The organism is Streptomyces sp. PTY087I2 (genome assembly GCF_001687325.1).
GTDB lineage: Bacteria > Actinomycetota > Actinomycetes > Streptomycetales > Streptomycetaceae > Streptomyces.
Genome location: NZ_LZRD01000001.1, coordinates 125,985 through 145,534 on the forward strand (window position 1 = coordinate 125,985; position 19,550 = coordinate 145,534).

19 protein-coding genes are annotated in these 19,550 nt (G+C 72.5%); 10 read left to right on the forward strand and 9 right to left on the reverse strand.

All coding sequences use genetic code 11. The features are described 5' to 3' along the window. Positions 1–49: 49 nt before the first annotated feature. Complete coding sequence (locus A3Q37_RS00510) at positions 50–697, reverse strand: TetR/AcrR family transcriptional regulator (protein ID WP_065476703.1); 648 nt, start codon at positions 695–697, stop codon at positions 50–52. Between the two features lie 158 nt (positions 698–855). Between A3Q37_RS00510 and A3Q37_RS00515 the strand changes: the two genes are divergently transcribed. Next, on the forward strand, positions 856–2,328 hold the full coding sequence (locus A3Q37_RS00515) for an MFS transporter (protein WP_065475884.1): 1,473 nt from the start codon (positions 856–858) through the stop codon (positions 2,326–2,328). Positions 2,329–2,355: 27 nt separating this feature from the next. Here A3Q37_RS00515 and A3Q37_RS00520 read toward each other — a convergent pair whose 3' ends face one another. Then, entirely contained in the window at positions 2,356–3,801 is a 1,446-nt protein-coding gene (locus A3Q37_RS00520; protein ID WP_065475888.1) for an NAD(P)/FAD-dependent oxidoreductase, read from the reverse strand. 125 nt (positions 3,802–3,926) lie between these two features. Here A3Q37_RS00520 and trxA point away from each other — a divergent pair, with 125 nt between their 5' ends. Continuing rightward, complete coding sequence (trxA, locus tag A3Q37_RS00525; RefSeq protein ID WP_010058956.1) at positions 3,927–4,325, forward strand: thioredoxin; 399 nt, start codon at positions 3,927–3,929, stop codon at positions 4,323–4,325. A 52-nt stretch (positions 4,326–4,377) separates the two neighbouring features. Here trxA and A3Q37_RS00530 read toward each other — a convergent pair whose 3' ends face one another. Continuing rightward, entirely contained in the window at positions 4,378–4,653 is a 276-nt protein-coding gene (locus A3Q37_RS00530; protein ID WP_065475891.1) for a hypothetical protein, read from the reverse strand. A 54-nt stretch (positions 4,654–4,707) separates the two neighbouring features. Then, entirely contained in the window at positions 4,708–5,730 is a 1,023-nt protein-coding gene (locus A3Q37_RS00535) for a LacI family DNA-binding transcriptional regulator (RefSeq protein ID WP_065475893.1), read from the reverse strand. 145 nt (positions 5,731–5,875) lie between these two features. Here A3Q37_RS00535 and A3Q37_RS00540 point away from each other — a divergent pair, with 145 nt between their 5' ends. Beyond that, positions 5,876–6,343: a type II toxin-antitoxin system PemK/MazF family toxin gene (locus tag A3Q37_RS00540; protein ID WP_065475896.1), complete on the forward strand. Its 468-nt coding sequence runs from the start codon at positions 5,876–5,878 to the stop codon at positions 6,341–6,343. A 22-nt stretch (positions 6,344–6,365) separates the two neighbouring features. Here the strand turns inward: A3Q37_RS00540 and A3Q37_RS00545 are convergent, their stop codons facing one another. Continuing rightward, positions 6,366–7,187, reverse strand: a complete 822-nt coding sequence (locus tag A3Q37_RS00545; protein WP_065475900.1) for a TIGR02452 family protein — start codon at positions 7,185–7,187, stop codon at positions 6,366–6,368. 146 nt (positions 7,188–7,333) lie between these two features. Between A3Q37_RS00545 and egtA the strand changes: the two genes are divergently transcribed. Genes egtA through egtD form a run of 4 tightly spaced genes read left to right on the forward strand, consistent with a single transcriptional unit; the run spans position 7,334 to position 11,875 of the window. Beyond that, positions 7,334–8,746 (forward strand): ergothioneine biosynthesis glutamate--cysteine ligase EgtA, encoded by a 1,413-nt coding sequence (egtA, locus tag A3Q37_RS00550; RefSeq protein ID WP_065475904.1) that lies wholly within the window; start codon positions 7,334–7,336, stop codon positions 8,744–8,746. Next, positions 8,743–10,161 carry an ergothioneine biosynthesis protein EgtB gene (egtB, locus tag A3Q37_RS00555; protein ID WP_107471463.1) on the forward strand — a complete coding sequence of 473 codons (1,419 nt, stop codon included), beginning with the start codon at positions 8,743–8,745 and terminating at the stop codon, positions 10,159–10,161. Before egtA ends, egtB begins: the two co-directional genes overlap by 4 nt. Beyond that, on the forward strand, positions 10,161–10,916 hold the full coding sequence (egtC, locus tag A3Q37_RS00560; RefSeq protein ID WP_065475908.1) for an ergothioneine biosynthesis protein EgtC: 756 nt from the start codon (positions 10,161–10,163) through the stop codon (positions 10,914–10,916). The genes egtB and egtC overlap by 1 nt, the downstream gene beginning before the upstream one ends. Next, on the forward strand, positions 10,913–11,875 hold the full coding sequence (egtD, locus tag A3Q37_RS00565; RefSeq protein WP_065475911.1) for an L-histidine N(alpha)-methyltransferase: 963 nt from the start codon (positions 10,913–10,915) through the stop codon (positions 11,873–11,875). The genes egtC and egtD overlap by 4 nt, the downstream gene beginning before the upstream one ends. Here the strand turns inward: egtD and A3Q37_RS00570 are convergent. The 3 genes from A3Q37_RS00570 to A3Q37_RS00580 all read right to left on the reverse strand — a co-directional run bounded on the left by A3Q37_RS00570 (position 11,818) and on the right by A3Q37_RS00580 (position 15,021). Further along, a complete protein-coding gene (locus tag A3Q37_RS00570) occupies positions 11,818–12,765 on the reverse strand; it encodes a 1-acyl-sn-glycerol-3-phosphate acyltransferase (protein WP_065475916.1) in 948 nt (315 codons plus the stop codon). The two genes, egtD and A3Q37_RS00570, sit on opposite strands and share 58 nt — an antisense overlap. Continuing rightward, entirely contained in the window at positions 12,762–13,583 is an 822-nt protein-coding gene (locus A3Q37_RS00575; protein ID WP_065475920.1) for a GNAT family N-acetyltransferase, read from the reverse strand. The genes A3Q37_RS00570 and A3Q37_RS00575 overlap by 4 nt, the downstream gene beginning before the upstream one ends. Before the next feature lie 181 nt (positions 13,584–13,764). Next, positions 13,765–15,021: an extracellular solute-binding protein gene (locus tag A3Q37_RS00580; RefSeq protein WP_065475923.1), complete on the reverse strand. Its 1,257-nt coding sequence runs from the start codon at positions 15,019–15,021 to the stop codon at positions 13,765–13,767. A gap of 203 nt (positions 15,022–15,224) precedes the next feature. Between A3Q37_RS00580 and A3Q37_RS00585 the strand changes: the two genes are divergently transcribed. Continuing rightward, positions 15,225–15,440: a dodecin gene (locus tag A3Q37_RS00585; protein WP_010058938.1), complete on the forward strand. Its 216-nt coding sequence runs from the start codon at positions 15,225–15,227 to the stop codon at positions 15,438–15,440. Here the strand turns inward: A3Q37_RS00585 and A3Q37_RS00590 are convergent, their stop codons facing one another. Continuing rightward, entirely contained in the window at positions 15,441–15,929 is a 489-nt protein-coding gene (locus A3Q37_RS00590) for a hypothetical protein (protein ID WP_065475930.1), read from the reverse strand. It abuts the gene before it with no gap. Positions 15,930–15,996: 67 nt separating this feature from the next. Between A3Q37_RS00590 and A3Q37_RS00595 the strand changes: the two genes are divergently transcribed. Continuing rightward, the gene (locus A3Q37_RS00595; protein ID WP_065476707.1) at positions 15,997–16,998 is read left to right on the forward strand and encodes an LLM class flavin-dependent oxidoreductase; all 1,002 of its coding nucleotides are present in this window, start codon (positions 15,997–15,999) and stop codon (positions 16,996–16,998) included. Between the two features lie 79 nt (positions 16,999–17,077). Further along, positions 17,078–19,525, forward strand: coding sequence for an excinuclease ABC subunit UvrA (gene uvrA / locus A3Q37_RS00600; RefSeq protein ID WP_065475933.1), 2,448 nt, complete (start codon positions 17,078–17,080; stop codon positions 19,523–19,525). Positions 19,526–19,550: the final 25 nt, after the last annotated feature.

The window sequence follows — 19,550 nt, forward strand, 5'->3', positions numbered from 1 at the left end:
GCGTCCGGAGCCCCGGAACGCACTGCCCGGTCCGCTGTACGCGACCCGCTCAGTCGCCGGCCTGGAGGCGCAGCCCCGCCAGGGTCAGGTCCAGCGCGGCGCGGAACTGTTCGACGTCGTCGTGCCCGTCGAACTCGTCGACGATCTCGTGCACGAAGGGGAAGGCGGCGGCGTCGAGCTGCCGCCAGGTCGCGGCGAAGCGGCCGAGGAACTCGTCGCGGCCGACGGCGCCGTCGAGAACCTCCTCGGGCGGTTCCTGCCCCAGGTCGACGGCGGAGCCCACAACGACCGTTGTGATCGCCGAGACGGCGTGGAACCGCTGGCGCGCGGTGAGCTTCAGCCGCAGGGTCGGCTGCCCCAGCTTCTCGTACAGGCGCAGGGCGTTGCCCTGGATGTCGGTGTTGCGCATGAAGTAGTTGCCGAGCCAGGGCCGTACCAGGATCGCGTCGAACAGGGTCAGCGACATCGCGCGCAGATGGTCGATCGGGTCGTCGCCGGGCTCGATCGCCTCGATCTCGGCGAGAACGCCGCCGATGACGTGATCGGTGGCGCGGTCGAGCAGCTCGTCCTTGCTTGCGACGTACCAGTAGATGCTGGCCACGCCGCCCCCGAGGCGCTGTGCGAGGGCCCGGAACGTCAGCGCCGAAGGACCTGCCTCGTCGAGGAGCGCCACCGCCTCGGTGAGCACGGACTCCATCGAGTGCGAAGCCCGGCGGCGGCCGCCCGCGGCGGCCCGGTTCTGGTGGCGCGGCATGGCCTCTGCCCTTCGTTTGCATCTCTATCGAACGCTGTTCTATCGTACCTTATGGAACATCGTTCGATAGTCGAGCGGCGTTCGATGAAAGGAGCGCCGCCATGACGACCGCGATACTGAAACCCCCCGCTTCCCGTACCTATCCCTCCCTGCGCGCCGCGTGGATCCCGCTGGCCGCTCTCTGCCTGGCCTTCTTCGTCGAGATGGTCGACAACACCCTGCTGTCGATCGCGCTGCCCACCATCGGGCGCGACCTCGGCGGCGGGACCACCGCACTGCAATGGGTCACGAGCGCCTACTCACTGACCTTCGGCGGCCTGCTGCTCACCGCCGGTTCCCTGGCCGACCGGCTCGGCCGCCGCCGCGTCCTGCTCGTCGGGCTGGCCGTGTTCGGCGCGCTGAGCCTGTGCGCCGTCTGGGTTACCACCGCGGGCGAGCTCATCGCCCTGCGCGCCCTGCTCGGCATCGCCGCCGCGGCGATGGCCCCGATCACGAACTCGCTGGTGTTCCGCCTCTTCGACGACAAGGCGCTGCGGATGCGCGCCATGACGGTGATGATCGTCGTCGGCATGTCCGGCTTCATCCTCGGACCGCTGATCGGCGGCACGGCCCTGGCCCATGTGCGCTGGGAGTGGCTGCTCGTCGTCAACGCCCCGATCGCGGTGATCGCCTGGATCGGGGTCCGCCTCGGCGTCTCGGCCGACCGGCCCGAGGACCTGACCCGCGACCGGCTCGACGTGCCGGGCGCAGCGCTGAGCGTCCTCACCATCGGGCTCGCCTGCTACGCGCTGACCAGCGGCGTCGAGAACGGCTGGCTCTCGGCCCTCACCATCGGTTCGGTCGTGGGCGCGGCCGTCGCCGCGATCGCCTTCGTCCTCCACGAGCGCCGCAGCCCGGCGCCCATGCTGGACCTCGGCCTGTTCTCCAACGGCACGGTCCGCGGCGCCGCCGTGGCGCAGATCGGTACGTCCATCGCGATGGCCGGCGTGATGTTCGGGCTCATCCTCCACTTCCAGTACGCGTACGGCTGGAGCCCGGTACGGGCCGGCCTCGCCAACCTGCCGCTGATCGTGACCATGCTGCTCGCGACGCCCGTCTCGGAGGGACTGGCCCGGCGTTACGGTCACCGTGTCGCCTGCCTGGTGGGCGCGGCCTGCCTGGCCGTCGCGCTGGCGGGACTGTCCTGGGGTGTCGAGCACGGTTACGTCGTCATCGCGCTCTGCATGGTGCTCATGACGATCGGACTGCGGACCGTCATGACGATCTGCGCGGTCGCGCTGGTCGACGCGATGCCGGCCAACCGCACCTCGATGGGCACCGCGCTCAACGACACCGCGCAGGAGGTCGGCACCAGCGTCGGCACCGCCGCGGTCGGCACGCTGATCGCCGCGCTGGTCACCACCCAGCTCCCGGCCGGCGTGTGGAGCAGCGACCTGGTCGCCTCCTTCTTCCACGGCGAGCGGATCGCGTACGCCGTGCTCGCCGTCGCCGTAGGCCTGATCGCGACGGTCGGTGCGCTGAGCCTCACCAACTCCCGCAGCGTGGAGGAGCCGGCGCCCGCGGAGGCGGCCTGACGGCCGGTCCGTACGCGCCGGCGGCTCCTACCCCCGCCAAGTCTCCAGCAGCCGCAGCCACACCTCGCTGATCGTCGGGTACGCCGGGACCGCGTGCCACAGACGGTCGATGGGGACCTCCCCCGCGACCGCGACCGTTGCCGAGTGGAGGAGTTCGCCGATGCCCGGGCCGACGAAGGTGACGCCGAGCAGGATCTCGCGGTCCAGGTCCACGATCATGCGGGCGCGGCCCCGGTAGCCGTCGGCGTAGAGGCCAGAGCCGGCGACCGAGGCGAGGTCGTGGTCGACGGCGCGGACGCGGTGGCCCGCGCGTTCGGCCTCGGCGAGGGTCAGGCCGACGGACGCGGCCTCGGGGTCGGTGAAGACGACCTGGGGGACGGCCCGGTGGTCGGCGGTGGCCGCGTGGGTGCCCCAGGGGGCGGTGTCCAGGGAGGCGTTGCCGGCGCGGGCGGCGATCGCCGCGCCCGCGATCCGGGCCTGGTACTTGCCCTGGTGGGTCAGCAGGGCGCGGTGGTTGACGTCCCCGACCGCGTACAGCCAGTCCGTGCCCTCCACGAGGCAGCTGTCGTCCACGGTGAGCCAGGAGCCCGGTTCGAGGCCGATCGTCTCCAGGCCCAGGTCGTCCGTGCGCGGGGCCCTGCCGGTGGCGAAGAGGATCTCGTCGGCCTCGACGCGGTCGCCGTCGTCCAGTTCGACGGTGACCGGTCCGTCGGGCGCGGGGCGGTGCAAGGCGGTGACGGAGACGCCCGTACGGATCGTGGCCCCGGCCTCCGTGAGCGCCTCGGCGACCAGCTCGCCCGCGAACGGCTCCATCTTCGGGAGCAGGCCGCCGCCCCGGATCAGCAGGGTCACCTCGGAGCCCAGCGCCTGCCAGACGGTGGCCATCTCCACGCCCACGACTCCCCCGCCGACGACCACGAGCCGGCCGGGAGCTTCCTTGGCGCTGGTGGCCTCGCGGCTGGTCCAGGGGCGGGCCTCCTCGATGCCGGGCAGGGCGGGGACGACGGCCCGGCTGCCGGTGCAGACAGCGACGGCGTGCCGGGCGGTGAGCCGGTGCTCCGTGCCGTCGGGAGCGGTGACCGTGACCTCGCGGGGGCCGGTGAGCCGGCCCGTACCCCGGTAGACGTCCGCTCCAACGCTCTCCAGCCAGGCGACCTGGCCGTCGTCCTTCCAGTGGCTCGTCTCCGCGTCCCGGTGGGCGAGGACGGCCCCCACGTCCAGGGGGCCCTGCACGGCGGCGCTCAGCCCCGGCACCCTGCGGGCGTCGGCACGGGCGACGACGGGGCGCAGCAGCGCCTTGCTCGGCATGCAGGCCCAATAGGAGCATTCGCCGCCGACCAGTTCGGATTCCACCACCGCCGTGGTGAGCCCGGCGGCCCGCGCCCGGTCCGCGACGTTCTCGCCCACGGGCCCCGCCCCGACGACCACGACGTCGTAGGGCGAGCCTTCGGAGATCTTCCCTGCGTCAGTCATGGAAACAGTCTCCTCGTGGGTGTGCGCACCGGCCACATGGGCAGGCGGAATAGCGCAAGAGCAGTCACCGTTGTGCCGGACAGGACCGGACAGGACCCCACGGGCACAGGAAGAGGTTCCCCAGTATGAGCACCGTCGAGCTCACCAAGGAAAACTTCGATCAGGTCGTCAGCGACAACGATTTCGTCCTGATCGACTTCTGGGCTTCCTGGTGTGGCCCCTGCCGGCAGTTCGCGCCGGTCTACGACTCGGCCTCCGAGCGCCACCCGGATCTGGTCTTCGCCAAGGTCGACACCGAGGCGCAGCAGGAGCTGGCGGCGGCCTTCGACATCCGCTCCATCCCGACGCTGATGATCGTCCGTGACAACGTCGCGGTCTTCGCGCAGCCCGGCGCGCTGCCCGAGGCGGCCCTGGAGGACGTCATCGGACAGGCCCGGAATCTGGACATGGACGAGGTCCGCAAGTCGGTCGAGGAGCAGAAGCGGGCGGCCGAGGCGGGGCAGGGGCAGCCGGAGGCCCAGTAGCCGCCCGGCGCGCTCCCTAGGGCCTATCCGGTCCTGATCCGCCGGACACGCCCTAGCCGCCCGGTCGGCGCTCGCCCTCGGCCCCGGCGACACGCACCGACATGCCGTAGTCGAGCTCCTCGCCGTCGATGAGCACGGCCTCCACCGTCCGGGTCACCGGATCGACGTCCGCCTCCATGCCCTCGCCGGCGTACCGGGGATAGCCCGATGCCCCCGTCTCGCCGGTGGCGGCGACGACCGCGGAACGGATCGGCCGGCCGGGGCCACCGCTCCGGGTCCGGCTGTGGTCGGGGATCAGGAGCAGCTCGTAACTCTGCGGATGGCTCATGCCTCCGACGCTAGACATGCGCCGTGCACCGCGCATGCCCAGCGCCGGAGGCGGTCAGCTGGATTCCCGGTGGACGGCGCTGGTGCGGAGCAGGTCGTGGTGGACCGGTGGCCCGCCCGGGTGCTGGACCATGCGGTCGATCGTCTCCGCCAGCGGCTGCGGCATAGCCAGATCCATCCGGACGGTGCTCAGCCGGGGGCGCAGCAGCCTGCCGATGAGGGAGTCGTCCGCGCCGATCACCGCCGTGTCGGCGGGCACGGCCACCCCGGCGTCCTGGAGCGCCCGCATCATCAGCATGGCGTACTCGTCGTTGTACGCGAACACCGCGTCCAGCCCCAGTTCGCCCCAGCGGGCGGCCAACTGCTGCGCGGACTCCTCCTCGTACCGCAGCGGCAGCGGGCAGATCCGCGCCGAGGCGGCTTCGGCGGCGCGCCGGGCCCCGGCGAGGCGGGTTTCCGAGAAGGACTCCCGGCACGGTTCCTGGGGCATGACCACGCCGATGTGGCGGCGGCCCCGGGCCAGCAGGTGTTCCACGGCGCTTTCCCCGACCCGGCGTTGGTCGATGACGAGGCCGTGCGCCCCCGGGACCGGGTCGGGCCCGAGGGTGATCACCGCCTTGGCGCCGGAGCGGGTCAGTATGCCCGTGCCGTGCGGGGTGAGGGTGATGCCCGGCGGTACGACGACGGCGACGGGGCGCAGTTCGGCCCAGGCGGTGGCCGCCTCGTCGGCAGTGAGGCCGACGCTGCCGTACTGCACGACGGTGTAGTCCAGCCGGCGTAACCCCGACTGGAGTTCTTCGAAGAAGTACTGGTGCAGTGGCCCCCCGGGTATCTGGCCGGAGGGCAACAGGACCATGCGGCTGTGTCCGGCGCGCAGACTGCGGGCGGCCGCGTGCGGTACGTAACCGAGCTGGAGGGCGGCCTCCCTGACCCGGCGTCGGGTGGGATCGCTGATCCGGACGCCGGTGTTGTTGTTCAGCACGTACGACACGGTGGCCCGGGACACTCCGGCGAGGCGGGCCACATCGGCGCTGGTCGGGACGGAGACTTCGGCGGGCTGCTTGGGTAACTGGCTCATGGCGTCGGGCAGTCTTCCAGACCCGTGGGAGCGGGTTTCGGCCCGGGCCCCGCAGGTCCGGTCACGGTGGCCGGAACACCGCCCCGCGCTCCCGGTCCGACGCCCCCCTCCCGGGATCCGGGGGCAGGGGTTCTACGGTGTGGTGATGACCTTCCAAGACAGCGCCTACCGTTCCGACAACCCCTTTGACGTGCCCGGCAGCAGCGGGCCGACCGCCACGGTGCAGGCCGATCCCGCCGAGGTGGGTTCCGTGCGCACCTCCTACGCCCCCGATCGCGACGGCGATCCCGATCCCGGCGAGATCGTCTGGACCTGGGTGCCCTTCGAGGAGAACGACGGGCGCGGGAAGGACCGGCCGGTGCTCGTCGTGGCCCGCGAGGAGGCGGGCACGGTCCTCGCCGTCCAGCTCTCCAGCAAGCAGCACGACCGGGACCACGAGTGGGTGTCTCTGGGCGCGGGCCCGTGGGACAGCTCGGGGCGGCCGTCCTGGGCCGATCTGGACCGGGTGCTGCGCGTCCACGAGGACGGGATGCGCCGGGAGGCGTGCGCGCTGGACCGGGAGCGTTTCGACCGGGTCGTGGGGCGGCTGCGCGAGCGGTACGGCTGGAGCTGAGCACCCCCGGGCATGGTGCCGGTCAGGCGAAGGTCCGGGCGAAGGCGGCGCGGACGGCGGAGTCGGGGTTCCGGTCCAGGATCCCGAAGACGATCTGCTCGAAGTGGCCGCCGAACCGGCCGCCCTCGCCGATCAGCGCCCGGAACGCTTCCGCCACCTGGCCCGGGTCGTTCTGGAAAACCCCGCAGCCCCAGGCGCCCAGGACGAGCCTGCGATAGCCCCGTACGGCCGCGACCTCTAGCACCCGTTCGGCGCGGGAGGCCAGGGCAGCCGGGATCCGGTGGGCGTCCTCGGGGGTCTGCCGTCGGATCACTCCGGCGTTCGGCGCGGGCGACGTGAGGAATCCCGCCGTGTACGGGGCGTCCAGGAAGTGGCCTCGGTCGTCGCGGAAGACCGGCACTGCGGGCGAGTGGATCACCCGGTCGGTGTAGAAGGCGCTGCGCTCCGCGCGGTGGTGCGCGTAGTACTCGGGGGCGCGCAGCAGGGTCGTGTGGAGGGCCGATCCCCGGCACAGGGCCTCCTCCTGGGCCTGCGCGCCGTTCAGGTAGCCGCCGCCGGGGTTGCGGGCCGAGGCGTAGTTCAGGACGGCGACCCGGCCGGGGGCCTCGCCGGTCATCCGGCGGGCCGCGGCGAGGCTGCTCTCGGCGGTGACCTCGATGTGCGGGGTGCGGTCGGTGTCCAGGGCGGCGACGGGCACCGGATCGGGGCCGTAGAGCGTGGTGCCGGAGCGTGCGGCGGCCACCGCTCGCTCGATGGACACGTCCTGACCTGCCGCGTTGCGATATCGCCCGGCCTCGACGACCGCTTCCGTCTCGCGCGCGATCCCGCGCAGCCGCGCGCTCATGGGCGCTCCCCCGTGTGGTGCATACGGGGCATGCTGGCGGGGAACCCGGCCTGGGCGCAATCGTATTTTCCTGGCGCGGGGGCACCCTTGTGCGATCTCCGGGTACGGGTTTGGCTGGTAGGCAGACAGCTGAGAAGGAGGCCCTGATGGCCTTGGACATTCCCGGCGCAACCGGCGCGCGACCGGACGCCGCCCCGCTCGACGAGCGCGGGGCAGAGGATTTACTGCGCGGCATATGTTTCAAGACGGGTCCGCCCCGGACTGTGGGCGTGGAACTCGAATGGCTCATCCATGACCGGGAACGTCCCCACGTCCCGGTCGGCCAGGAGCGGCTGGACAGCGCCGTGGAGGCGGTCCGGGCACTGCCCCTGAGCGCCGCACTGACGTTCGAGCCGGGCGGGCAGCTGGAGCTCAGTTCGCAGCCGGCCGGTTCGCTGATGGAGTGCGTCGCGACGACCGCGGCCGATCTGGCGGCGGTCCGTGGCTCGCTCGGCGCCGCTGGGCTCGCGCCGGTGGGGCTCGGCGTGGATCCGTGGCAGATCGCGCACCGCAGACTGCGGGAGCCGCGTTACGAGGCGATGGAGGCCGCGCTGGACCGGGCGGGGCCGGCCGGGCGGGCGATGATGTGCACCTCCGCGTCGGTCCAGGTCTGTCTGGACGCGGGCGAGGAGGAGCCGGGGCCGCTCGGCTACGGGCGGCGCTGGCAGCTCGCGCACCTGCTGGGCGCGGTGCTGGTGGCGGCGTTCGCGAACTCGCCGTTCCAGCAGGGCCGCCGGACCGGCTGGTCCTCCACCCGGCAGGCGCTGTGGGCCGACCTCGATCCGGGCCGGACCCTAGCCCCGGGCACCGACCGCGCGCCTCGCGAGGCCTGGGCCGCCCATGTCCTGGACACGACCGTGCTGTGCATCCGGTGCGAGAAGGGCCCGTGGGACGTTCCCGAAGGGCTCACCTTCCGCGAGTGGATCCGCACCGGGGTGCCCAGGCCGCCGGTGCAGGCCGATCTCGACTACCACCTCACCACGCTGTTCCCGCCGATCCGGCCGCGCGGCCATCTCGAACTGCGCATGATCGACGCGCAGAGCGGACCCGACGGGTGGCTGGTGCCGCTCGCCGTCGCCACGGCCCTGTTCGACGATCCGGAGGCCGCCGAGACCGTGTACCGGGCCGTGAAACCGCTGGCCGAGACGGCGGGCGCGGCGGCCGCCCCGCGCAATCCGCTCTGGACGGCCGCCGCCCGCGAGGGTCTCGCCGATCCGGAGCTGCGGGCCGCGGCCGTCACCTGCTTCGGGGCGGCGCTCCCGGCGCTGGAGCGGATGGGCGCGAGCGACGCGGTGCGCGACACGGTGGCGGCCTTCACGGACCGCTATGTCGCCCGGGGCCGATGTCCGGCCGACGATCTGCCGGAGCCGGGCGACCTCACCGATCTCAGCCTGCTGACCGACCGGGGGCTGCTGCCCGATCCGGGCCCGCAGGCACACTCCGGTCCACCCGCGCATCCGCACGAGGGCCTGGCAGCCGACCGGCCGACGCCGCACCCTGGAAAGGCGGCCTCCGCATGACCGAGCACCGTGACGACGAAAAGCCCCGTGAGCTGTCCGACGCGTTCGATCCCTCTCAGGTCTCCGGCCCCGACGCCGCCGGTTTCCCCTTCGCCCCCGGCGTCGATCCGGAGGCCCTGCGGCGGCGCGCTCTGGATGCGCTGCTCGCCGCGCGCGACCGCACCACGCTGCTCACCGACAGCGTGGACGACGGCGAACTGACCGCCCAGCACTCCCCGTTGATGTCGCCGCTGGTCTGGGACCTGGCGCACATCGGCAACCAGGAGGAGCAGTGGCTGCTGCGCGCCGTCGGCGGCCGGGAAGCGCTGCGCCCGGAGATCGACGGGCTGTACAACGCCTTCGAGCACTCGCGCGCCTCGCGTCCCTCGCTACCGCTCCTGGCCCCTGCCGAGGCCAGGACGTACGCCTCCGACGTACGGGGACGGGCGCTGGAGCTGCTGGAGGACACGCCCCTGCACGAGGGCGGGGGGCCGTTGCAGCGGGCCGGGTTCGCCTTCGGGATGATCGCCCAGCACGAACAGCAGCACGACGAGACGATGCTGATCACCCATCAGCTGCGAGCGGGGCCGGCTGCTCTCACCGCGCCACCGCCTCCCGCACCGCCCGAGCCCGTCGGTCCGGAGGCGCTTCCGAGCGAAGTCCTCATCCCCGGCGGCCCGTTCACCATGGGGACCTCTGCCGAGCCGTGGGCCCTGGACAACGAACGCCCCGCGCACCGGCGTGACGTGGCGGCGTTCCATCTGGACTCCGCGCCGGTCACCTGCGGCGCGTACCTCCGCTTCATCGAGGACGACGGGTACGGGCACGAGCGCTGGTGGGCGCCCGAGGGCTGGGCCATGGTCCGTGAACACGGCCTGTCCGCACCGCTGTTCTGGCGGCGGGAGGCGGGGCAGTGGCTGCGCCGCCGGTTCGGGGTGACCGAGCCGGTGCCGTACGACGAACCGGTGCTGCACGTCAGCTGGTACGAAGCGGACGCGTACGCCCGCTGGGCGGGGCGGCGGCTTCCCACGGAGGCCGAGTGGGAGAAGGCCGCCCGGCACGACCCCGCGACCGGCCGCTCGCGGCGCTATCCGTGGGGCGACGAGGATCCGACGCCGGAGCGGGCCAACCTCGGGCAGCGGCATCTGCGTCCGGCGCGGTCCGGGGCGTATCCGCTGGGCCGGTCGCCGGCCGGGGCGGGGCAGTTGATCGGCGATGTGTGGGAGTGGACGGCCAGCGACTTCCTGCCCTATCCGGGGTTCGTGGCGTTTCCCTACCGCGAGTATTCGGAAGTGTTCTTCGGTCCGGGGCACAAGGTGCTGCGCGGCGGGTCGTTCGCCGTGGACCAGGTCGCCTGCCGGGGCACCTTCCGCAACTGGGACCTTCCGGTGCGGCGGCAGATCTTCGCCGGTTTCCGTACGGCGAGGGATGCCTGATGTGCCGTCATATCGCCTATGTGGGCGAGCCGGTGGCGCTGGGCGAGGTGCTCGTACGGCCTCCGCACTCCTTGGTGCGGCAGTCCTGGGAGCCGCGCCGCCAGCGCTACGGCACGGTCAACGCGGACGGTTTCGGCGTCGGCTGGTACGCGGACGGGGATCCTGCCCCCGGACGCTACCGCCGCCAGGGTCCCATATGGGGCGACGAGACCTTCACCGATCTGGCCCGGGTGGTCCGCAGCACCGCGCTGCTCGCCGCCGTACGGGATGCCACCGAGGCGGGTGCGGACGGGGAGGCCGCAGCCGCGCCGTACACCGCCGGGCGGCTGCTGTTCAGCCACAACGGGGCGGTGAAGGGCTGGCCCGCATCGCTCGCCGGCGCGGCCGCGGCCCTGCCCGCCGAGAAACTTCTGTCGCTGGCCGCCCGGAACGACTCGGCGCTGGTCTGGGCGCTGATCCGGCACCGGACCGACGCCGGGGACGAGGTGGCGCGTGCCGTCGCGGAGACGGTCCGCGAGGTCGCGGCCGCCGCGCCGGGATCCCGGCTGAATCTCCTGCTCACCGACGGCACCACCATCACGGCGACCGCCTGGGGCGACACCCTCTGGTACCTCACGGAGCCGGGCCGCCGTACCGCGGTCGCCTCGGAGCCGTACGACGACGATCCGCTCTGGCGCGAGGTCCCCGACCGCACCCTCTTGGTCGCGACCGCCTCCGACGTCCTGCTCACCCCGCTCAAGGAGCCCCCCGCGTGAGTCCCTATTCCCTGACCCGCACCCTGCCGGTGGACGCGACGGACGCGGCGCTGCGCGCCGATGTCCTCAGCGGCCTGACCCGGCATCCCAAGACGCTGCCGCCGAAGTGGTTCTACGACGCTCGCGGCAGCGAGCTGTTCGAGGAGATCACCCGGCTGCCGGAGTACTACCCGACCCGCGCGGAGCGGGAGATCCTCCAGACCCGGGCCGAGGAGATCGCCGCCGCTTCGGGCGCCCGGACCGTGATCGAGCTGGGCTCGGGGTCGTCCGAGAAGACCCGCCATCTCCTGGAAGTCCTCCCCGACCTGCACGCCTACGTCCCCGTGGACGTGAGCGAGAGCGCGCTGACGGGGGCGGCCGAGTCGCTGCTCGCCGAACACCCCGGCCTGTCCGTGCACGCGCTGATCGCGGACTTCACCGCCGGCCTGACCCTGCCGGAGACGCCGGGGCCCCGGCTGGTGGTGTTCCTGGGCGGCACGATCGGCAATCTGCTGCCGGAGGAGCGCGCCACGTTCCTGCGGTCGGTACGCGCGCTGCTCTCCCCCGGTGACGCGCTGCTGCTGGGCACGGACCTGGTGAAGGAGGAGGAGACGCTGGTGGCCGCGTACGACGACGCGGCCGGGGTGACGGCGGCCTTCAACAAGAACGTCCTGAGCGTCGTCAACCGCGAGTTGGGGGCCGATTTCCCGCTCGACGGCTTCGACCACCGCGCGGTGTGGAATCCGGAGCGGCGGTGGATCGAGATGCGGTTGCGGGCCCGTCGGGCGCTGAGCGTCAAGATCCGGGAGCTGGACCTCGTGGTGCCGTTCGAGGCCGGTGAGGAACTGCGTACGGAGGTGTCGGCGAAGTTCCGGCAGGAGGACGTCCGCGAGGAGCTGGCCGCCGCCGGTATGCGGCTGGCTCAGTGGTGGACGGATTCGGCGGGCCGGTTCGCCCTGTCGCTGGCCACGGCGGTCTGACCGGACCGGCCGGACAGGCACGGCTTACGGGGCTCTTCGGGGCCGAGGACGGCCGCTCGTGCCCTGCTCGCCAGGGCGCGGCGGCCGTCCTCGCCGTCTGCGGGGATCAGTGGGAGCACGTCGATGTGGGCGGTGAGCCCGGCCGCCCGCACGACCCGCCACAGGGAGGCGGCGAGCGGGTCGGCCCCGACGAACGCGACGGCGCCCGCGGCCTGACCCGCGGAGAGGCCCGCCACTGTGCCGAGCGCCGCCGTGCGATAGGTGATGCGGACCGGCCGGACCGTCGCCCCTGCGTCGATCGCCGCCTGGAACACGGCGGGCCGGAACGCGCCACCGCCTCCCCGTCCGCACCACGTGCTGCCCTCGGGGAACACCACGACCCGGGATCCGGAGCGCAGAGCCGTCGCGATGGTCCGTACGGCTTCGGGCAGCGAGCGCAGCCGGTCGCGGTCGATGAACAGGGTGCCGCCACGCGCGGCGAGGGGCCCGAGGAGCGGCCAGCACCGGATCTCGCGCTTGGCGAGCATCCGGCCGGGCAGTACGGACGCGACCAGGGGTATGTCGAGCCAGGAGATGTGGTTGGCGACGACCAGTTCGCCACCGCCCTGGACGCGGTCCGGGGCGCACTCGGGGGCGCGCTCCGGCGCGGGGAGCCGGACCGTGACGCGTACACCGAAGGCCTGCGGAACGGCGCGCGCCCAGCGCCGGGTCAGCCGGCTCCGCGGCCCGGCCCCGAGCAGCCGGACCAGCGGGACGCAGGCCACTCCCAGCAGCACGAGGATGCAGCCGGACAGCAGAAGGAGCGCGGCGGGCAGCGGAGCGCGTACGGCCCCGGTGTGCCGGGCGCAGCCGTCCGGGGTGCACGGGGCGACGGGCAGCCAGCCGCTCATCGCAGCGGGGCCAGGGAGAGGAAGTGGCGCAGGTAGCGGGGGTCGGTCCGGCGCAGCGAGAGCAGGACGTACAGGTCGGCGACGTTGAAGTCGGGGTCGTACGCCGGTGCGCCGCAGATCTGGGCGCCGAGCCGGAGGTAGCCGCGCAGCAGGGGCGGGAGGTCGGCCCGGGAGCCGGCTTCCGGGCCGTGCGCGGAGGAGTCCCAGAGGCGGTGCGGGGTGACCCAGTACTCCTGGGGCGCGAGGTGTGCCGCGCGTACGGTGTTCCAGCTGCGGGCAGCCGACGCGCCGCCGTCGGCCAGCGGGAGGGAGCAGCAGCCCGCTATCCAGGTGTGGCCGGTGCGCTCCATGTAGCGGGCGAGTCCGGCCCAGACGAGGGCGATGACCGCGCCGTCGCGGTGGGCGGGGTGGACGCAGGAGCGGCCGACCTCGACGAGGTCGTCGCGGATCGGGGCGAGGTTGGTGAGATCGAACTCGCTCTCCGCGTAGAGGCGTCCGGCTATTCGCGCGCGGTCGGGCGGCAGCAGCCGGTAGGTGGCGACGACGTCTCCGGTGGCGGTCTCCCGGACCAGGAGGTGGTCGCAGTACGCGTCGAAGGCGTCGCTGTCCAGGCCGGGTTCGGGTCCCTCCAGCCGGGCTCCGAGCTCCCCGGCGAACACCAGGTGGCGCAGCCGCTGCGCCGCGCGTACATCCTCCTGGCAGGTGGCGAGGGAGACCCGGTAGGCCGGTTCCGGGGCGGTGACGGGCTCGGGGGCGGGGGCCGGGGCCGGGGCGGCGGCGGGAGCGGCGTGGTGCGGGGCGACGGGCAGCACGGTCATGGCGGTCTCCGGGGACGGAAGAGGTCTGGGGCCGGACCGTCGCGGGTGCGACGCACCGACCCCTTACTTCTTCCGTCACCGGCTGGATTCGACGTGACCGCCGTGGGGAGCGCGGATGTGCGACGGCTGAATCCCCAGGGACGGAGCGTCCCCGGTCCGCCGTCCGCCACCCGGGCTCGGGTCAGCCGGTGCCGGTGAGCAGGGCGGTGATGCGCTCGGAGGCGGCCTTGGCCTCGCGGGCCGGGTCGCCGCCCTGGAGCACGGCCGTCATGTACGGCTTGATCGGGTTCTCCGCCTCGACCCTGGCCCACTGCGCCGAGTTGGGAGTGGCGCGGCCGCGCGTGGCGCCTTCCGCCATCGCAGCGGTGCCCTCGTCGCCCTCGATGACATGGGCGAGGCTCGGTTTGTTGGGGACGTAGCTCATGCCCCGGGCCAGCTCCGTCTGCCACTTCTCGCTCGCCAGCGCCTTGACGACGGCGATGCCCGCGCTGCGCTCGTCGGCGTTCTTCGGGACGATGAGGTCGGAGCCGCCGGTGAATACCGAGCCGGGCTCTTTCGCGGTCTTGCCGGGAATGGGGAAGTAGCCGAGCTTTCCCTTGAGTTCGGGATTCTTCTGCTCGATGAGCGCGGCGCTGCCCGGCACGGAGATGATCTGGGCGACGTCCCCCTTGGCGAATACGTCGGTCTGCGGGGGCTTCTCCTCGTCGGCGTCCTTGGGGCCCTCGCCGAGCGCCTGGAGTTTCTGGTAGAACTCCATGCCCGCCAGGGCCTGTGGGGTGTCCAGGGCGCCCTGCCAGTCGCCGCCGTTCTCGTCGGCGAGCTCGCCGCCCTCGTCCCAGATGAATCCGGCAAGGACGTACCAGTTCTGGCCGGCCAGGTAAATGCCTTGGTTTCCGGAGTTGTTGAGCTTCTCGGTGGCGGCGATCCACTCGGCGCGCGTCTTCGGAGCGGCGTCGATGCCCGCTTCCCGGAAGATCTCCTTGTTGTAGATCACCACCCGGTTGGCCGCGTACCAGGGGATGCCGTACTGCACGCCGTTGATGCTGCCGGGCTGGGCCAGGCCGGGCAGCCAGTCCTCGCTGCCCAGGTCGCGCATCGACTCCAGGGTCAGATCCCGCAGGCCGCCGCTCTCCGCGTACTGCGCGACCTGCGTGTTTCCGACCTCGATCACGTCGGGGGTGTCGTCGCCCTCCAGCGCGGCGATAACCTTGGGGCCGATGCCACTCCACTCCTGGATCTTGAAGTCCAGCTCGATCGAGGGGTTCTCCTCCTCGTACGCGCGGGTGAACTTGTCCAGGAAGCCGGGCGAGACGCTGTCCTTCATCAGCCAGACCGTCACTGTCCGGTCACCGCCGCCCGCGCCCGATATCAAGCCGCATCCGCTGAGTGCGACGGTCGAGACAAGCGCGACGGCTCCGGCCAGTATGCGGTTCTTCACGTGGTCACCTTCTGCGAAACGGCACAACGAAATCGGGACCCGGTGTGGGGGGATTGCGGGCGGCGCTCGCACGGGTGGTTGGCTGAATTTTGGTATGGACCAATGGGTAGGTCAAGGCGGCTGCCCGCCGCGATTCGCTCCAGCCTCCCTCTCGCGGGACGCCCGGGATTGGGGCACCGTGGTCACAGGAGAGGAGACAAACAATGGCGAATCACACTTATCGGGTCACCGAGATCGTAGGAACCTCCGACGAGGGCGTCGACGCGGCGATCCGGAACGGCGTCGCAAGAGCGGCGGAAACGTTGCACAATCTCGATTGGTTCGAGATTAATCAAGTTCGCGGCCATATCGAAGATGGCCGAATCGCGCACTATCAAGTCGGCCTGAAGGTGGGCTTTCGGCTCGACGAAAACAGCTGATCAGGTACGCCCCTCGCGCTCCTGGGCGTCCTTCAGCGCATCCGACGGATCGGCCCAACGAGCCCGCACCACGGCAAATCCAGCCACCTCGGCCGCATCGCAGACCAGTTCGTCGTCGTCCACGAGCATGCGCACCTGCCCCGTCCGCCCCAGCCGCCGGAGGATGTCCAGCTTCGTCCGGCGGGCGGGGCGCCGGTCGTCGTCGCGCCGCATCAACAGCGTGCCCTCGGGCAGCCCGTGCCGGCTCAGCCAGCGCACGGTGTCGCGGCGGCACCGCTCGGGGCGTCCGGTCAGATAGACGATGCGGCACTCCTCGGCGTTCGCGTGCACCATCCGTACGCCCTCGGGGAGCGGCGGGTCGTCCACGGCCGCGGCGAAGAAGCCGGACCAGTCGCGCTTGGCGCCCTCCAGGAAGTGCTGGCGGTGAGCGGTGCCCGCGAGCGTGTTGTCCAGGTCGAATACGGCCAGCGGCCGCGCGTCGTTGTCCACTCCCCCAGCTTAGGAAGCACCTCGGGAATCCTGGGCGGGCGGCGGTGTTGAAAAGGGCGTGAGCTCCGTGATCGCGTCGACCCGCTTCTCCGTCCTGGACCGTTCCCGCACCCGCGAGGGGCACGACGGCCCCCGGGCGCTGCGCGACACCGTGGATCTGGCCCGGGAGGCGGAAACGCTCGGCTTTCACCGCTTCTGGGTCTCCGAGCACCACGGTGTGCCGGGGGTCGCGGGGTCCGCGCCGACAGTGCTGGCCGCCGCCGTCGCCGCCGCGACCTCCACCATCCGGGTCGGCACCGGCGGAGTGATGCTGCCCAACCACCGGCCGCTGGTCGTCGCCGAGCAGTTCGGGGTGCTCGCCTCCCTCTTCCCCGGCCGGATCGACATGGGGCTCGGCCGCTCCGTGGGCTTCACCGACGGCGTACGCCGGGCGCTCGGCCACGGCAAGGAGGACGCCGAGGACTTCCCCGGGCGCCTGGCCGAACTGCTCGGCTGGATCGACGGCACCCAGCAGACCCACCCCGGGGTGCACGCCCATCCGGCGGAGGGCCTGCGGATCCCCGCGTACGTGCTCGCGATCGGGGAAGGCGCGTCGGTCGCGGCGGCCGCCGGTCTCCCCCTCGTCATCGGCGATCTGCGCGGGCGGGACACGGTGCTGCGCGCCATCGAGGTCTACCGCCGCGACTTCCGCCCGTCCGCCCGCGCCGAGCGCCCCGAGGTGATCGTCGCGGGCACGGTGGCCGTCGCCGGCACCGAGGAGGCGGCCCGCCGGCTGCTCGTACCGGAGGCGTGGGCCATGGCGTACTCCCGTACGCACGGGGACTTTCCGCCGCTGGCCCCCGCCGAGGAGATCGAGCGCCGCACGATGACGGCGAAGGAGCGGGAGCTGTACGAACGCGGGCTGGCGGGCCACATCCACGGCACGGAGGAACAGGTCGCCGAGCAGCTGGAGCGGGCGATCAAGGAGACCGGGGCGGACGAGGTGCTCGTGACGACGAGTTCGTACGACCGTGAGGCGCTGGTGGACTCGCTGGGGCGGCTGGCCCGGATCGCCGGCCTGACCGGGTGATCCGACGGCATACGCCTAGAATCGAACCGTTTGTCCCCTCCTCCCTTTCCCTTCCCTCCCCTGTACGGAGCCGAGCCCCATGCACTCCCCCCACGATCCGTACGTCCGGGTGCGCGGCGCGCGTGAGCACAATCTTCAGGACGTGCACGTCGACATCCCGCGCGACACCCTCACGGTCTTCACCGGGGTCTCCGGCTCCGGCAAGTCCTCGCTGGCGTTCGGCACGATCTACGCGGAGGCCCAGCGCCGCTACTTCGAATCCGTCGCCCCGTACGCCCGCCGGCTCATCCACCAGGTGGGCGCGCCCGCCGTCGGGGAGATCACCGGGCTGCCGCCCGCCGTCTCGCTGGAGCAGCGGCGCTCGGCCCCCGGAGCCCGGTCGTCCGTGGGGACGGTGACCACGCTCTCCAACTCGCTGCGGATGCTGTTCTCCCGGGCCGGGAACTATCCGGCGGGCGCCGAACCGCTGGACTCCGACGCCTTCTCCCCCAATACGGCGGCCGGGGCCTGCCCCGAGTGCCACGGTCTCGGGCGCATCCACCGTACGGACGAGGAACTGCTCGTCCCCGACCCCTCGCTCTCCATCCGGGAGGGGGCGATCGCCGCCTGGCCGGGAGCCTGGCAGGGGAAGAACCTGCGCGATGTGCTGGACGCGCTCGGGTACGACGTCGACCGGCCGTGGCGCGAGCTGGACGCGAAGGACCGGGAGTGGATCCTCTTCACCGATGAGCAGCCGGTGGTGACCGTGCATCCGGTACGGGACGCGGGGCGCATCCAACGCCCTTACCAGGGAACGTACATGAGCGCCCGGCGCTATGTGCTGCACACCTTCGCCGACACCAAGAGCCGCACCCTGCGGGCGAAGGCCGAGCGCTTTCTGACCAGTGTGCCGTGCCCGGTCTGCGGTGGGAGCCGGCTGCGGCCGGAGGCGATGGCGGTGACCTTCGCGGGGCGGACCATCGCGGAGCTGGCCGCGCTGCCGCTCTCCGCTCTGGCCGAGACACTGGCCGGCGCGGGGACCGGGGCAGGGGCCGGTGGGGGAGCCGGTGGGGAGGAGACCGCCCGGGTGCTGACCGGGGATCTGCTCGCCCGGATCGAAACGGTGACCGAGCTGGGGCTCGGCTATCTGAGCCTGGACCGCACGGCCCCGACGCTCTCCTCCGGTGAGCTGCAACGGCTGCGGCTGGCCACGCAGTTGAGGTCAGGCCTGTTCGGTGTCGTGTACGTCCTGGACGAGCCGTCGGCCGGGCTGCACCCCGCCGACACGGAGTCCCTGCTCGGCGTGCTCGGCCGACTCAAGGAGGCCGGGAACTCGGTCTTCGTGGTGGAACACCAGATGGATGTGGTGCGGCGGGCGGACTGGCTGGTGGACGTGGGGCCGCTGGCCGGGGAGCACGGCGGCCGGGTGCTGCACAGCGGGCCGCCGGAGGGGCTGGCCGAGGTGCCGGAGTCCGCGACGCGGCGGTTCCTGTTCCCGGGCGACGGCGGGGCGACGCCGGTACGGGAGCCGCGCACGCCCACCGGATGGATCCGGCTCACCGGCGTCGAGCGGCACAACCTGCGCGGGGTCGACGCGGCGTTCCCGCTCGGGGTGTTCACGGCGGTGACCGGGGTGTCGGGCTCGGGCAAGTCGAGCCTCGTCGGCCAGGTGCTCGCCGGAGTGCTCGCGGACCGGCAGGCGGGCGAGGAGGCGACCGGAGCGGGCGAGCAGTTCTGCGCTTCGGTCACCGGGCTGGAGGCCGTGGACCGGCTCGTCCAGGTGGACCAGAAGCCGATCGGGCGGACGCCCCGGTCCAACCTGGCCACGTACACCGGGCTCTTCGACACCGTACGGAAGCTGTTCGCGCGGACGGAGACGGCGCGGGAGCGCGGCTACGGCGCGGGGCGGTTCTCGTTCAACGTGAGCGGCGGACGGTGCGAGACCTGCCAGGGCGAGGGGTTCGTCTCGGTGGAGCTGCTGTTCCTGCCCAGCACCTACGCGCCCTGCCCGGACTGTCACGGTGCGCGCTACAACCCGGAGACCCTGGACGTCACGTTGCGGGGGCTGACGATCGCTCAGGTCCTCGACCTGACCGTGGAGTCGGCCGCCTCGTTCTTTGCCGGGACCCCGGCCGCCGAGCGCGCCCTCACCACCCTGATCGATGTCGGCCTCGGCTATCTGCGGCTCGGCCAGCCCGCCACCGAGTTGTCCGGGGGCGAGGCGCAGCGGATCAAGCTCGCCTCGGAGCTTCAGCGCACCCGACGCGGGCACACCCTGTATCTGCTGGACGAGCCGACGACGGGTCTGCATCCGGCCGATGTGGAGGTGCTGATGCGGCAGTTGCACGCGCTGGTCGACGGCGGGAGCACGGTGGTGGTCGTGGAGCACGACATGGCCGTCGTCGCGGGCGCGGACCATGTCATCGACCTGGGGCCGGGTGGTGGCGACCGGGGCGGACGGATCGTGGCGACCGGTACGCCTCGGGAGGTGGCGCGGTCGGCGGAGAGCCGTACGGCGCCGTATCTGGCCGAGGCGCTGCGGCGCTGATCCCGTACGGCTCCGCAGAGTTCGG

Bases quoted from the DNA above. Each gene is read 5' to 3' on its own strand.
- egtB (WP_107471463.1), top strand. From the start codon at position 8,743: ATGACCGAGCACCGTGACGACGAAAAGCCCCGTGAGCTGTCCGACGCG.
- egtA (WP_065475904.1), top strand. From the start codon at position 7,334: ATGGCCTTGGACATTCCCGGCGCAACCGGCGCGCGACCGGACGCCGCC.
- A3Q37_RS00540 (WP_065475896.1), top strand. From the start codon at position 5,876: ATGACCTTCCAAGACAGCGCCTACCGTTCCGACAACCCCTTTGACGTG.
- A3Q37_RS00520 (WP_065475888.1), bottom strand. From the start codon at position 3,801: ATGACTGACGCAGGGAAGATCTCCGAAGGCTCGCCCTACGACGTCGTG.
- A3Q37_RS00585 (WP_010058938.1), top strand. From the start codon at position 15,225: ATGGCGAATCACACTTATCGGGTCACCGAGATCGTAGGAACCTCCGAC.
- egtC (WP_065475908.1), top strand. From the start codon at position 10,161: ATGTGCCGTCATATCGCCTATGTGGGCGAGCCGGTGGCGCTGGGCGAG.
- A3Q37_RS00570 (WP_065475916.1), bottom strand. From the start codon at position 12,765: ATGAGCGGCTGGCTGCCCGTCGCCCCGTGCACCCCGGACGGCTGCGCC.
- A3Q37_RS00530 (WP_065475891.1), bottom strand. From the start codon at position 4,653: ATGAGCCATCCGCAGAGTTACGAGCTGCTCCTGATCCCCGACCACAGC.
- A3Q37_RS00575 (WP_065475920.1), bottom strand. From the start codon at position 13,583: ATGACCGTGCTGCCCGTCGCCCCGCACCACGCCGCTCCCGCCGCCGCC.
- A3Q37_RS00545 (WP_065475900.1), bottom strand. From the start codon at position 7,187: ATGAGCGCGCGGCTGCGCGGGATCGCGCGCGAGACGGAAGCGGTCGTC.
- A3Q37_RS00515 (WP_065475884.1), top strand. From the start codon at position 856: ATGACGACCGCGATACTGAAACCCCCCGCTTCCCGTACCTATCCCTCC.
- A3Q37_RS00535 (WP_065475893.1), bottom strand. From the start codon at position 5,730: ATGAGCCAGTTACCCAAGCAGCCCGCCGAAGTCTCCGTCCCGACCAGC.
- A3Q37_RS00510 (WP_065476703.1), bottom strand. From the start codon at position 697: ATGGAGTCCGTGCTCACCGAGGCGGTGGCGCTCCTCGACGAGGCAGGT.
- trxA (WP_010058956.1), top strand. From the start codon at position 3,927: ATGAGCACCGTCGAGCTCACCAAGGAAAACTTCGATCAGGTCGTCAGC.
- uvrA (WP_065475933.1), top strand. From the start codon at position 17,078: ATGCACTCCCCCCACGATCCGTACGTCCGGGTGCGCGGCGCGCGTGAG.